At 40.5% G+C, this 13,813-nt stretch carries 7 protein-coding genes; 1 reads left to right on the forward strand and 6 read right to left on the reverse strand.

Annotated elements, in window-relative coordinates; translation table 11 throughout:
* Window positions 1–126: 126 nt before the first annotated feature.
* Together ODU41_RS07060 and tgt are read right to left on the reverse strand one after the other, a co-directional pair.
* Complete coding sequence (locus ODU41_RS07060) at window positions 127–5,076, reverse strand: MucBP domain-containing protein (RefSeq protein WP_395416220.1); 4,950 nt, start codon at window positions 5,074–5,076, stop codon at window positions 127–129.
* A 514-nt stretch (window positions 5,077–5,590) separates the two neighbouring features.
* Entirely contained in the window at window positions 5,591–6,733 is a 1,143-nt protein-coding gene (tgt, locus tag ODU41_RS07065) for a tRNA guanosine(34) transglycosylase Tgt (RefSeq protein WP_395380277.1), read from the reverse strand.
* A gap of 319 nt (window positions 6,734–7,052) precedes the next feature.
* On the opposite strand from tgt, the gene ODU41_RS07070 reads away from it, so the two are divergent.
* Window positions 7,053–7,895, forward strand: a complete 843-nt coding sequence (locus ODU41_RS07070; RefSeq protein ID WP_398578820.1) for a DUF975 family protein — start codon at window positions 7,053–7,055, stop codon at window positions 7,893–7,895.
* 293 nt (window positions 7,896–8,188) lie between these two features.
* Here ODU41_RS07070 and ODU41_RS07075 read toward each other — a convergent pair whose 3' ends face one another.
* From ODU41_RS07075 to ODU41_RS07090, 4 genes are all read right to left on the reverse strand, one after another.
* Window positions 8,189–8,629 (reverse strand): CoA-binding protein, encoded by a 441-nt coding sequence (locus tag ODU41_RS07075; RefSeq protein ID WP_029172547.1) that lies wholly within the window; start codon window positions 8,627–8,629, stop codon window positions 8,189–8,191.
* A 223-nt stretch (window positions 8,630–8,852) separates the two neighbouring features.
* Window positions 8,853–9,608: a glucose-6-phosphate isomerase gene (locus tag ODU41_RS07080; RefSeq protein ID WP_398578821.1), complete on the reverse strand. Its 756-nt coding sequence runs from the start codon at window positions 9,606–9,608 to the stop codon at window positions 8,853–8,855.
* 12 nt (window positions 9,609–9,620) lie between these two features.
* A complete protein-coding gene (gene polA / locus ODU41_RS07085; protein WP_398578822.1) occupies window positions 9,621–12,257 on the reverse strand; it encodes a DNA polymerase I in 2,637 nt (878 codons plus the stop codon).
* A 75-nt stretch (window positions 12,258–12,332) separates the two neighbouring features.
* The gene (locus tag ODU41_RS07090; RefSeq protein WP_398578823.1) at window positions 12,333–13,640 is read right to left on the reverse strand and encodes a hypothetical protein; all 1,308 of its coding nucleotides are present in this window, start codon (window positions 13,638–13,640) and stop codon (window positions 12,333–12,335) included.
* Window positions 13,641–13,813: the final 173 nt, after the last annotated feature.

Below are 13,813 nucleotides of genomic sequence, written 5' to 3' on the forward strand. Positions count from 1 at the left end.
CATTCACTTCAATGAATGTTTATGTATAAAAATAAAATAGCTTCAACACTAGAGAAAACTCTAATGTTGAAGCATAATAACTAATTCAGAATTTATTCATTCCAATCAGATTAATGCTTAATCTGTTTATTTTTCTTTGCGACGACGTGACGCCACTGCAACTGTACCCAACAAAGCTAAACCTACCAATGCAAGTGCAGATGTGCTTTCACCTGTTTCTGGCAAGATTGCACTTGTCTTAGGTGTTACTTTTGTTGTCTCAGTCACCGGTGTAGTTGACGGAGTTGTTGGTTGGTTAGGTGTTGTTGGAGTAGTAGGTGTTGTAGGTGTTGTTGGCTCCTCATTTTCTTGCTTATAAACGTAAGTTACATGAGTTTCACCTTCAACTACTTTACCTTTTGCATTATTTGGAATACGAGATTCTACAAGAATGTAGCGTTTTCCATTGAATACAATCACTTTTGGACGATTGTCTGAAGTATCGTAGTCTCCGCCCACTGTACCGTTCTCAGTATCAACTACTGGTGTCTTGATAACATTACCATTTTCATCAACATAATGAACAATTACTTTACCTTGTTTTTCAACTACTGGTGGAACAACTGGTGTTTCGACTTTCTCTTTGTACTCGTATGTGATAGTTTGTTCACCTTCTACAACTGTACCGTTGCTTGGGGCATCACCTTCATTTGTACGTGTACGAACAAGCTCGTAAGTCTTACCATCTTTTGTGATAGTAGCTGGTGGAGTGTCACCATAGACTTCATCTACTGGTGTATCGGTTGGTTTAACTGTCTTATCGTCTGCGATTTCAGTTTCTGTTCCTTCGATAACGTAACGAGCTACTACTGAACCTGTCTTAACAACTGGTGTTTCAACTTTAGTATAGATGTAAACTACAGTCTTCTCACCTTCTTCAACTTCACCTGTTGGTGTTGCGCCTGTTTCATCAACTTTAACAAATGTGTAGCCTTCGAAATTACCAACTGTTGTTTCATAGGTTGAACCTACTTCACCATCACGAACGACATCAGTTGTATCTGCAAGAACCTCACCTTTATCAGTGATGTGACGAACAAGGACGCTACCTGTTTTCTTCTCAACTGGATCTGGTGTATCAACAACTTCTTTGTACTCGTATGTGATAGTTTGTTCACCTTCTACAACTGTACCGTTGCTTGGGGCATCGCCTTCATTTGTACGAGTGCGTACAAGTGTATAAGTCTTACCACCAAATGAAATTGTAGTTGGAGGTGTGTCGCCGTATGGCTCATCGACTGGGGTATCGGTTGGTTTAACTGTCTTATCGTCTGCGATTTCAGTCTCTGTTCCTTCGATAACGTAACGAGCTACGACTGAACCTGTCTTAACGACTGGTGTTTCTTCTTTTTCTTTGTACTCGTATGTAATAGTTTGTTCGCCTTCTACAACTGTACCGTTGCTTGGGGCGTCACCTTCATTTGTACGTGTACGAACAAGTTCGTAGGTCTTACCATCTTTTTCGATTGTAGTTGGAGGTGTGTCACCATAAACTTCATCGACTGGGGTATCGGTTGGTTTAACTGTCTTATCGTCTGCGATTTCAGTTTCTGTGCCTTCGATAACGTAACGAGCTACGACTGAACCTGTCTTAACAACTGGGGTTTCTTCTTTTTCTTTGTACTCGTATGTAATAGTTTGTTCGCCTTCTTTAACAACACCGTTTTCTGGGGCGTCACCTTCGTTTGTACGTGTACGAACAAGCTCGTAAGTCTTACCATCTTTTGTGATTGTTGCTGGTGGGGTGTCGCCGTAAGGCTCATCGACTGGTGTATCAGTTGGTTTGACTGACTTATCGTCTGCGATTTCAGTTTCTGTACCCTCGATAACGTAACGAGCTACGACTGAACCTGTCTTAACGACTGGTGTTTCAACTTTTTCTTTGTACTCGTATGTGATGGTTTGTTCGCCTTCTTTAACAACACCGTTTTCTGGGGCGTCACCTTCGTTTGTACGTGTACGAACAAGTTCGTAAGCCTTACCATCTTTTGTGATTGTTGCTGGTGGGGTGTCACCATAGACTTCATCGACCGGTGTATCGGTTGGTTTAACTGTCTTATCGTCTGCGATTTCAGTCTCTGTACCTTCGATAACGTAACGAGCTACGACTGAACCTGTCTTAACAACTGGCGTTTCAACTTTTTCTTTGTACTCGTATGTGATGGTTTGTTCGCCTTCTTTAACAACACCGTTTTCTGGGGCGTCACCTTCGTTTGTACGTGTACGAACAAGTTCGTAGGTCTTACCATCTTTTTCGATTGTTGCTGGTGGGGTGTCACCATATGGCTCATCGACTGGTGTGTCAGTTGGTTTAACTGTCTTATCGTCTGCGATTTCAGTCTCTGTACCCTCGATAACGTAACGAGCTACGACTGAACCTGTCTTAACGACTGGTGTTTCTTCTTTTTCTTTGTACTCGTATGTAATAGTTTGTTCACCTTCTTTAACAACACCGTTTTCTGGGGCATCACCTTCATTTGTACGTGTACGAACAAGTTCGTAAGTCTTACCATCTTTTGTGATTGTTGCTGGTGGGGTGTCACCATAGACTTCATCGACCGGTGTATCGGTTGGTTTAACTGTCTTATCGTCTGCGATTTCAGTTTCTGTACCCTCAATAACGTAACGAGCTACGACTGAACCTGTCTTAACGACTGGTGTTTCAACTTTTTCGTATACGTAAGTAACTGTCTTAGTACCTTCTTCAACAGTTCCTTCTACCGCATCTGAACTTACCAAGTGACCGTCTTCTGTTGTTTCACCAACTGTGTGTGTGCCTGCAGCGACACGTTTGTAAGTCACGCCATCTTTTTCGATTGTTTCTGGATACTCATCCACTGATTCTTTAGTGTTGTAAGTTGAACCAACTTCGCCGTCAGTTGTATCTTTAACAGTTGCCTTCAACTCAAGACCCTCTGTATCAACGTAAGTGATAACAACGTTACCTGTCTTAGGTGCTTCAACTTTTTCTTTGTAGACGTAAGTGATTTTTGTTACACCTTCAACAACTTCACCTGTTACTGGGGCAACACCAAATGTTGTCGTTGTTGCAGTAAGGTTATTGTCTTCACCGACCGTACCAACTGTATAAGTACCTGCAGGAACAAGTTCATACGTTTTACCATCTTTTTCGATAACTGCTGGTTTTTCAGTTGTGCCTGTGATTTGTTCTGCATTATATGCCGTACCTACAGCAGTACCTTCTGGTGAATCAACGTATTGTTTCTGAAGAACATTACCTTCTGTGTCAACGTAATCAACTACAACTGATCCAGTTTTCACTTCTTGGTATACGTAAGTAACTTTCTTCGTACCTTCAGCAACTTCACCTGAAACTGCATCTGTTCCCAAATCTTTAGTTGTTACTGTCAAGTTTCCATCTGTTCCAACAGTACCTACATTGTAGTCACCAGCAGGGACTAATTTGTAAGTCTTACCATCTTTAGTAATCACAGATGGACGCTCTGAAGTGTCTGTTGAAGCTTTTGTACCTGTATCGTTTGCTGTATTGTAAGCAGTACCGATCGATTCGTTAGCAGTATCAACAAACTGAGTACCGATCTTGTTCCCGTCTGTATCAACGTAATCAACGATAACTGAACCTTTCACTTCTTCATATACGTAAGTGATTGATTTAGTACCTTCAGCAACTGTACCAGAAACTGCATCTGTACCGAAGTTAAAGTTTGTACCATTTGCTGCCAAGCTACCGTCAGCTTTTACCGTACCAACTGTTGCAGTTGTATCTTTAGCAACCAACTTGTATGTCTTACCATCTTTGGTAATCACTGCTGGACGCTCTGTTGTTTTATCTGATGCGACTGTACCAGAGTCAGCCGTTGTATCGTAGGCTGTACCTACCGCTTGGTTTGTAGTGTCTTTGAACTCTGTACCGATTACGTTACCTTCAGTATCGACATAGTTAACAACTACTGAACCGTACTTAGTATTACTCAAACGAACTGAGAAACGAAGAAGGTCTGCGTTTGTCGTTGAATTACCTACATCTTCAACTTTTTCTGACCAGAATTTATTCAAACCGTTGACACCATCTCCATAGCTAGTGCTGTTGAAGAATACTGGGTCAGTTTTATAAGTTTCCGTTGGATACTCTGTAAATGGAGTTGATTGATGGAAAAGTTTGAAGGTTACTTGTTTAAATGTACCTACCAATCGGATTGAACCAGTACCAGCCGGTACCAAGTTAGGAAGACGGTAATCCCATAGATACATATCATCGTTTCCAACGACTGCTTTATCATAGGTGTTCTTTTCAGTTACATTAATAGTTGTATCTGTAACTGTCAAGTTTGTTCCTGTTAGTTTTTCAAACTTAACATCAGGTGTGACAAGTTTAAAGTTTGTACTATTAAATGATCCTCTAGCAAGGAATACTTCACCTGTTTTGACATCATCGACAATTGCCTTACCACTACCACCAATACCTGAAAGGTCGATGATTGGGTTAGTTACTTCTTCGCTAAAAGTCAATGTCAACTCAGCATTCTCAACTTCACCACTATAGTTCAGTTTTTCAGAAAGATCCGCAGCTGGAGTTGAAGGTGATGGCTGAAGGTAAATCCCCATCGCTGGAATAGATGCAGGTTCAGGAGTTCCTGCCAACATATCTGGTGTAGCGCTGTAAGCTGCTTGGCTCTCACCAGGCACTAGGTAGCTGACACCAACTTCATTACCATTTGTCGGTGTGATAGTTGCAGTTACAGTTACAGTTGAACCATCTTGTTCAGTAATAGTTGATTCAGCAGTTGTATGTGGTGTGTAGGCCCACGCTGTCATTTGTGGGTTCACATTTGGATTGTCTGATGGAATCGTATCTGTAAATGTCCATTCTCCATTTGCAGAATAAGTTTCCTCCGCTGCATAAACAACTACTTGCGGTGCAACGAAAGATTCCACCGCTGCGCCTGCCATAAATAACGTCGCACCTACAGTAACAGAAGCAAGTCCACGCTTAAATTTGCGCAACGAGAAATACTCCTGCTTCTTGATCATCTTTTTTGATTGATCTTTAAACATATGTCTAAATTCTCCCCTAAATTTTTTGACATCCACCTCATATAATAAAGCGAAAATCTATAAGCTAATTATATATCCTATCATATATTTCGTCAATCAAAATGGCTTAGGATTATTTTGTTTTTTTTGTGTACTTTTTATTAAGAATTAACATTTAATATATTATTTCTTGAACATTTTCTTATAAAAATATCTTTTTGTTCGTTTTTTTGTCTTTTGTATCTATTTTTTCATAGCAGGAGATTTCTACAAACAACTACTATATTTTTGAATATTTATTCTTTTTTTCTTAAACCTCTTCATTATAAACAGATGTAATCGGTTGCTATATTATTTTTTTTAATATTTTAGTGAATAATACTTCCTATTATCTTGAAATATATTCATTTATTTTAACCATACAATTTTTCAATGTTTTTTATAATCCGAACATCATTATTTACACAAAAAACAGATAGAAATCATCTATTGAATAAAACAAACTCCCTACAAATAATAGGGAGTTCTAATAGCATTAAAAATTTCGTCCGTTTTTACCGTAACCGTATTTTTCCATAAAGTCTTGACGGAATTCCAAAAGGTTGTCATCCATGATTGCTTGACGGACATTCTTCATCAAATTAATCAAGAAGTAGAGATTGTGATAACTTGTCAAACGAATACCAAATGTCTCGTCAGCCTTAAGTAAATGGCGGAGATACGCACGTGTATAGTTTTTACATGTGTAGCAATCGCACTCTGGATCTAACGGTGTAAAGTCCTCAGCGAACTGAGCATTTTTCACTACAAGACGTCCACGACTGGTCATACAGGTTCCATTACGCGCAATACGTGTTGGTAATACACAGTCAAACATATCAACCCCACGAATTACGCCATCAATCAAGCTATCTGGTGCTCCAACACCCATGAGGTAGCGTGGTTTATTCTCTGGTAAAAGAGGGGTCGTGAAGTCCAGTACAGCATTCATTTCAGCGTGTGTTTCACCAACAGCCAATCCTCCAATAGAGTAACCTGGAAAATCCATGCTAACCAAATCATGGGCTGATTGGCGACGGAGATCTTCAAAACCAGCACCTTGTACAATACCAAATAAGCCTTGGTCATGCGGACGGCGGTGAGCCTTGAGACCACGTTCTGCCCAACGACTTGTTCTTTCGATGGATTTTTTTACATAGTCATAAGGCTGGTAGAACTGCGGACACTCATCAAAGCTCATCATAATATCAGAGCCAAGATTGTTCTGAATAGAGATAGCTTTTTCAGGTGACAGGAACATCTTACTACCATTGAGATGGTTTTTGAAGGTCACACCTTCTTCTGAGATATTGCGACTATCCGCCAAAGAATAAACCTGGAAACCACCAGAGTCAGTCAGAATCGGTTGATCCCAATTCATAAACTTGTGCAAACCACCTGCACGCGCCACCAATTCGTCACCTGGACGAAGCCACAAATGATAGGTATTGGATAGAATAATTCCTGAACCCATCGCCTCCAATTCTTCAGGCGATATGGTTTTTACCGTTGCCTGAGTTCCAACTGGCATAAACATGGGGGTTGGAAAGGTCCCGTGTGGGGTAATGATTTCGCCCAAACGTGCACCTGTGTGCTTTTCTTTCTTAATCAAGCGATACTTGATTGGAACATCTGTCATGTTTTATTTACCTCCCGCTAGGAAAAACAGTCCTAGGATATTAGTTCTGTATTCACAGTTCAGCTCTTTCATATCATACATAAAAGCACTTTACTGTGAATACAGTTTCTTAATCTTGCATGGTCTAATCCATCAGAATGTCTTAAATGTTCTCGCTTATTTCAGCGATATTTACCTTGTCTTCTACTTAATTTAATAGTAAATAGATAGGCACATCACAACAAACTGACAAATTACCACAGCACCTTCCAGTCTATCAAAAAAAGCCTAGCTTGTCATCTAGAATTATGTTACAATGTTGGGTAAGGAGGTTATGTAGATGTTTACAATTTCTAATATACGTGAGCGGGCTCGCCAAACACTAAACGAGACACCTGGTATCTATCAAGTGGCCGTCATCCCCGTCACTATTTCTGTTATCGTTCAGTTAATTTCTTTCTCTCGCAATAGCCTTGCTGGAGTGTCGGCTGAGGAACTTGCTAGTCCTAGCTACTTTATTTCTACCTCCTTGTTTCCAATATTTTACGGATTGCTATTAGGACTATTGCACTTATCCATTATATGCACTATATTTCATCTTATCAAAGGGGTAAAAACTTCCACATCATTCAAAGATTCCTTGAGCATTTTCAATCATAAAGATTTCTGGAAAATCTTTCGGACCTACATTTTAAAAAGTTTCTTGCTCTTCCTTTGGGGACTCCTGTTTTACCTTGGCATCGGTCTACTTATCGGTGCTGGAACGATGATTACAATTATAGCTGCATCCAGTCAAACCTTGGATCCTAATGCGCTTCCTATGGAAATCCTTGCCATACTGGGGCTAATGGCTATGGGAGGTATCCTACTTATGCTTTTAGGGTTGGCTCTTTATATTCCACAAATCTATACCTACTCACAGGTAGAATATATCTTGTTTGAACAATTGGAACGCGAAGAATATACAAGTGCCTTTTCAATCATTCGGTCTAGTCGAAAGTTGATGAAAGGTTACAAGTTTAAACGCTTTACACTTGATTTATCCTTCATTGGCTGGTTCCTTCTTGTCATTATTACATTTGGCCTGGCTGGTTTATATGTATGGCCGTATCACTATGCTGCACAAATGCACTTCCATGAAGAAATTTTAGATGATCAGGCTAAGAAAATGAGTTACGTATAAAAGTAAGAGCGATATATGCTCTTATTTTTATACACGCTTTTTATGTTGATATTTAAGAAAAAAATATAGTAATAATTGGTACAAACATTTGGATTGTGTTATACTATGACTGAGGAGCGACAAAGGACTATTTTAGCCTGCTTGGTATTGGAGCAGATTTCTTCCTTTCTATTTTTACGCCATGTGTAGTAATTTGTTCCAATTCTAAGCGTTCCTCACTTAGAGTCATCCAGCAGTTCAATGGTTCATTGAGCTGCTTTTTCGATGAAAAAAGTCGGATAAATATACCCGACTTATTCGTATTGTTCTTTCATTTCAAGATATTCAATCTTGATACATTTATTCATGACAATATCGTTACGACCTGCCTGACGCAACAGTTTTTCTGCTTCTTGACTTTCTAAACCAAGTTGAGCCCAGAAAACTTTGGCGTTTGACTGGATAAATTCCTGTGCTACCTCTGGTAAAAATTCACTTCTACGGAAAATATCTACAATATCAATAGGTTGGTCAATCTCTGCTAGACTACTATAGACCAATTCTCCTAAAATAGTCCCACCAGCAGCCTTGGGATTAACTGGAATAATTTTATAGCCCGCTTCCTGCATGAGCTTGGAAACGCGGTAGGCTGCTGTCTCTTCTCGACTAGACAAACCGACCACCGCAATGGTCTTAGCATTTTTCAAATAGTCAAAGATAATGTCCTGACTAGGATTTTGGAAGGAATAAGACATAGAGACCTCCTTTAATGTATATTAAATGTTAGAATCAATAAAAGTTTAATGAATAAAGGTTGCTATAACACAAACTTGTCAGTTTTATCGTCATTTAGTTTTTCTTTTATTACTTCGTTAACTCGCTTTGCCGTACTCCAGTACAGCCTGCAGCTCGTTGCCTACTACTAAAAGTAAACTAAAAGACTATAACTCGTTACTGATTATAGCTTGTCTACCTTGATTATTTTTTAGCAATTTGGTACACGACATCCTTAACTTGCCCGATAACCTTTTTAAGATTGGTCCGATCTTTATCGGTTCCTGGATCTAAGGAATAATAGATTGAACCCACAACCACGGAGTCATCATAAGCAGCTGTTGATTCCATCCGATAAAAAGTCAGACGAGCTAATTTTTGATCTGTTAATAACTGTCGCCCAACCTGCCATTCCTGACCATTGATTGTGACAACCGTCTTTTCACTGAAAGAATGATTTGTTTCAAGCATCCGTGCTTCTAATTCCTCCGGCGTCATATTGCGACCGTCTTCCAATGGAGACTGATTAAAAGCATTGATATTATAGAGTTGGACCATGTAATTGCTGGAACCTTCTTTAACATCATAGACTGCAGCGACGGTCTCATCCTGAGTATTTTCTGCATTAATTGTCCAAGTAGATGGCACATCATAATAACGGAAATATTCCTTGATATTCCCATTTTCATCTTTTTCAGCAACACCATTATTGGCCGCATAAATCTTGTGGCCTTTTTGTGTTTCGTCAGCAGGTGGTGTACTATTAACAGCTACAAGCTCTGCATTTGCTAAAACATTGAACTGTTCGTTCGTAGTATCCTGCTTTTCTTGCAAAATCGGTAAAGTGGTTGAAAACTCTTCCCCTGAGGAAGCTGGTGTTTTCTCTGCCTTCTGCGCTGTTTTTCCACAACCTACGAGCAGAAGACTACATAGACCAATACAAAGAACTATCTTTTTCATGCTCTTCCTTTCTTACTTAGCTTCATACCATGTCGGTCCCTCATTTTCATCCGCAATCAATGGTACAGACAGGCTAATCGCCGCTTCCATGGTCTCTTTTACCATGGCTTTTACCGTTTCTAGCTCTGCCACTGGGACTTCCAAAACAATCTCATCGTGTACTTGCAATAACATACGTGTCGCAAGACCTGCTTCTGTCAAAGCCTTGTCAAGATTAATCATGGCTACTTTGAGAATATCTGCGGCCGAACCTTGAATTGGTGAGTTGATAGCTGTTCGTTCCGCAAAATTACGGACATTGAAATTGCGAGAGTTTATATCTGGTAATTCACGACGGCGTTTGTAAATCGTCTCTACATAACCCTTATCACGTGCCTCACGAACAATGGTTTCCATGTAATTCTTAATTCCTGGGAAGCGTTCAAAATAGGTATCGATATAGGCTTTAGCTTCCTTACGTGTAATCCCCAAGTTATTGGATAGACCGAAATCTGAAATACCATAGACGACACCGAAGTTTACAGCCTTGGCATTCCGACGGTCATTTGGTGTCACATCCTCAGCTTTTTCGATACCGAAGACCCGCATAGCTGTCGAAGTGTGAATATCTGCACCTTGCTGGAAGGCCTCAATCAAATGCTTGTCCTGAGAAATATGAGCCAAGACGCGCAATTCAATCTGTGAATAGTCCGATGCTAAAAGGACACTATTTTCAAGCGATGGCACAAATGCCTTACGAATCAAGCGCCCTTGTTCTAGACGAACAGGAATATTTTGCAAGTTAGGGTCCGTCGAAGATAGACGACCTGTTTGTGTCAAATCCTGTACATAGCGGGTATGGATCTTACCATCTTCTAAAATGGCATCCTGCAAGCCGACTACATAAGTTGATTGAAGCTTGGTAATCTGACGGTATTCCAAGATTTTTGAAACAACTGGTGCAATTGGCGCTAATCGTTCTAAGACATCTACTGCTGTTGAATAGCCTGTCTTGGTTTTCTTGGTATATTCCAACGGTAGTCCCATATCTTCAAAGAGAATGGTCCCAAGCTGCTTAGGCGAATTGATATTAAATTCCTGACCAGCTAGTTCATAGATTTCCTTGGTCAACTGGTCAATCAAAACTTCGTTTTCAGATTGCATAGCTTTGAGAGTCTCAGCTTCCACTTTAATACCAGCAATTTCCATCTTAGCTAAAACATTTGCCAGTGGCAACTCCATGTCAAACAAAAGATCTAATTGCTGATTTTCTTCTAATTTGGTCAACATCGGCTCTTCTGTCTCAATCAAAACCTGAACCTTACGTGCCAAGTGTGGGAAAAAGACCTCGCGTTCAGGCAAGTCTAACTTAGCACCCTTGCCATAAACTGCCTCATCTGGAACAAGACTGGTCTGACCATAGAGGTTGGCAATGGTTGTTAGGGAATTGTCCTCAACGGTGGAAAGCAAGTATTTGGCTAGACGGCTATCGAAAGTAGCTGGAGGTAGCGTAATCTCTTTTCGGTCGAGAAGAACTTTTCCACGCTTAAAATCATAGGTTTTTATGGTTTGGTTTTCTAAAAAGTCACGCAAGACTGGACTATCAAGTAGCTCAGGCCCTCCGACATAGATTTTCTCCTTATCCCCCCAAGCTAAACCAACCAAATCCTCTCGGTGATAATTTTCACCCAAGATTTCAAAATAGAAAAACTGGTCTTGTTTGAGCATAGCGGGGCTGATTTCCGTTACGATTTGGAAATCGAGTACCGCTTCCTCTTGCGAGCTGGTCGTACCTAACTGAGCCCTTAATTGCTTGAAGCCCATATCATCGTAGAATTGTCCTAGCTCTTTTAGCTTTGGACCTTGATAAACAATGTCATCCAGACCAATTTCGATTGGTGCCTGAGTATCAATCGTAGCAAGTGTACGAGATAGGAAGGCCTTCTCCTTATCAGCAATCAGGTTTTCTTTCATCTTAGAAGCCTTCATGCTGTCAATGTTTTCGTAGATACCATCCAAAGAACCAAATTCTGTCAGGAGTTTTAGGCCTGTTTTTTCACCGATTTTGGTCACGCCAGGAATGTTATCGGACTTATCTCCCATTAGAGCCTTGAGGTCAATAAACTGAGTAGGGGTAATGCCCATTTTTTCCATGAGGTAGGCTGGGGTAAATTCTTCGAATTCGGCTACGCCTTTCTTAGAAATCTCGACAACGGTGTTTTCGTCTGTCAGCTGGATCAAGTCCTTATCACCGCTAACAATGGTCACATCGAAAGGAATCTCTGTCCGCTCTGCCATTTTGTCCAAGGTACCGATAATATCGTCTGCCTCGTACTGATCCAGTTCGTAATGCTTGACTCCCATGGCATCCAACATCTGACGGATAAAAGGAAACTGCTCACGGAATTCGTCTGGAGTCTTGGCACGACCTGCCTTATAGTCTGCATACATCTCCGTACGGAAAGTGGTCTTTCCAGCATCAAAAGCTACAAGAATGTGGGTCGGCTCAATCCGCTTCATCATGTGGTCCAGCATGAGATTGAAGCCATAGATAGCATTGGTGTGAAGACCTGTCGGACTCTTAAAACGATCAATTTGATTATAAAGTGCAAAGAAAGCACGGAAGGCTACCGAAGAGCCATCGATTAATAATAATTTATTTTTTTTCATGTCTCTATTATAGCATGGATGGGGGAGTTTTGTGGGACTTAGAGGGCTGGAATAACAGAAAATCCCAGTCAGTGACTAGGATTTCTCTTTTCGATAATAAATGTTCTTTGCGACTACTAAACTATGAGGTTTTTCGTATTCTTGATCCAGGTAAGATTGGTAGGTTCCGGGTGCGATAAATCCACGCATACCAAGTATATCGGTTCCAGCTTGTCCAATCACAGAATCAGCCAGAAGAACGCAATTAGTAGATAGGACGAAATAGGTTTTAAATTTAGACTTTCTAAATTTGAATAATTCCGCATGTATTGCCTCTTTCATTCGGTAGGCATACATTTCGATAGGCTGGCCGTCTGACCGTCTAGAGACCTTTTCTGCACTTGGTTGCCATGGAAGCAGTAAACCTTCTATTTCAGCTAGTCGAGTTTCTACCGCTTTTTCCTGCTCAGAACTCAATGCCAATTGATAGCCCAACATAGTCATTCCTTCTTGATTACAAAAATCAATATAGGCCTGACGCTCAGCTTTAAACAAAACTCCGTCACCAATCGCACCACCCAAACGCTCTGACAGGACATCATATGAACCAAAACCGTAGACCTGCCCTTTGTAACTCAAATCAACATGTCCAACTGCTCCGAACCCTTCTTCTCCAACGTGTACAAAGACTTCTAATGCTGGAAGCTCCGCAATTTCTTTGTGGCGGTTATAGATAGATTGAGCCGTTTGTCCCTTATTATCCGCCAAGTAATCATTGACTTTTTGCAGAGTCATACGAGGAATCAAAGCTGCTAAAAATAAAGGTAGGGGCAAACGGACATGGCGCTTAAGATTTTGTTGCTCAATCGCCTCCTCAAACAAGAAGCCATCACGCAGATTAGTTAGTCCGTACAAGACTAGATACCCTCCGATGACAATTGTTTGAACAACTAGCTGTGTACCTGACACAAATAGGGAAGCTGAACCTAGTAAGGATAACCAAATTCCATCTGTTAAATAGCGAATCCGTGGCTGTACCCCATCTTTTCGATATAGGTAAAAAGTAATGAAATTGATAAGAGCTGTAAAAAGTTGATAAATCCCAACAAAAATAGCCGCGAAATAGAGGGGAATTTGAACAGCTAAATCGAGACTGGCTAGGATCCCGAAAAGAACAGCCTTCCCAACTAGCGCAATGACACTTTCACTCGATTTCTTCTTTCTGAAAAATTTCATGCTCAATTCATATAAAGCCAAAAAGAATAGACCTGCGTGAACAAATCGAAGAATCAGTCCTGGAAATTGCCAACCAGCAATTAAAAATCCAATACCGATGAAGACTAAGATTAGACCTTCTCCAACTAATTTTCGACCTGTTAATCCTAAATCACTTATTTTTTTCATGAGATGATTATAGCACACTTCTAGGCTTGTGTTTACAGAAAAGGGAGTGGGAAAGAATTCGACCAAGATAAAAAGAGTTCGTCTTCCCACCCCCGCACAGTTGATTAGGTCAGATTTGGAGTGTGAAACACGAACAAATCTGCCAATCAACCACTGCGCTGAGATGTTGACAC

Origin of the sequence: Streptococcus sp. 2022WUSS083, assembly GCF_044427155.1 — a bacterium.
In the GTDB taxonomy this organism is placed as follows: Bacteria; Bacillota; Bacilli; order Lactobacillales; family Streptococcaceae; genus Streptococcus; species Streptococcus hashimotonensis.

Bases quoted from the DNA above. Each gene is read 5' to 3' on its own strand.
- ODU41_RS07060 (WP_395416220.1), bottom strand. From the start codon at position 5,076: ATGTTTAAAGATCAATCAAAAAAGATGATCAAGAAGCAGGAGTATTTC.
- tgt (WP_395380277.1), bottom strand. From the start codon at position 6,733: ATGACAGATGTTCCAATCAAGTATCGCTTGATTAAGAAAGAAAAGCAC.
- ODU41_RS07070 (WP_398578820.1), top strand. From the start codon at position 7,053: ATGTTTACAATTTCTAATATACGTGAGCGGGCTCGCCAAACACTAAAC.
- ODU41_RS07075 (WP_029172547.1), bottom strand. From the start codon at position 8,629: ATGTCTTATTCCTTCCAAAATCCTAGTCAGGACATTATCTTTGACTAT.
- ODU41_RS07080 (WP_398578821.1), bottom strand. From the start codon at position 9,608: ATGAAAAAGATAGTTCTTTGTATTGGTCTATGTAGTCTTCTGCTCGTA.
- polA (WP_398578822.1), bottom strand. From the start codon at position 12,257: ATGAAAAAAAATAAATTATTATTAATCGATGGCTCTTCGGTAGCCTTC.
- ODU41_RS07090 (WP_398578823.1), bottom strand. From the start codon at position 13,640: ATGAAAAAAATAAGTGATTTAGGATTAACAGGTCGAAAATTAGTTGGA.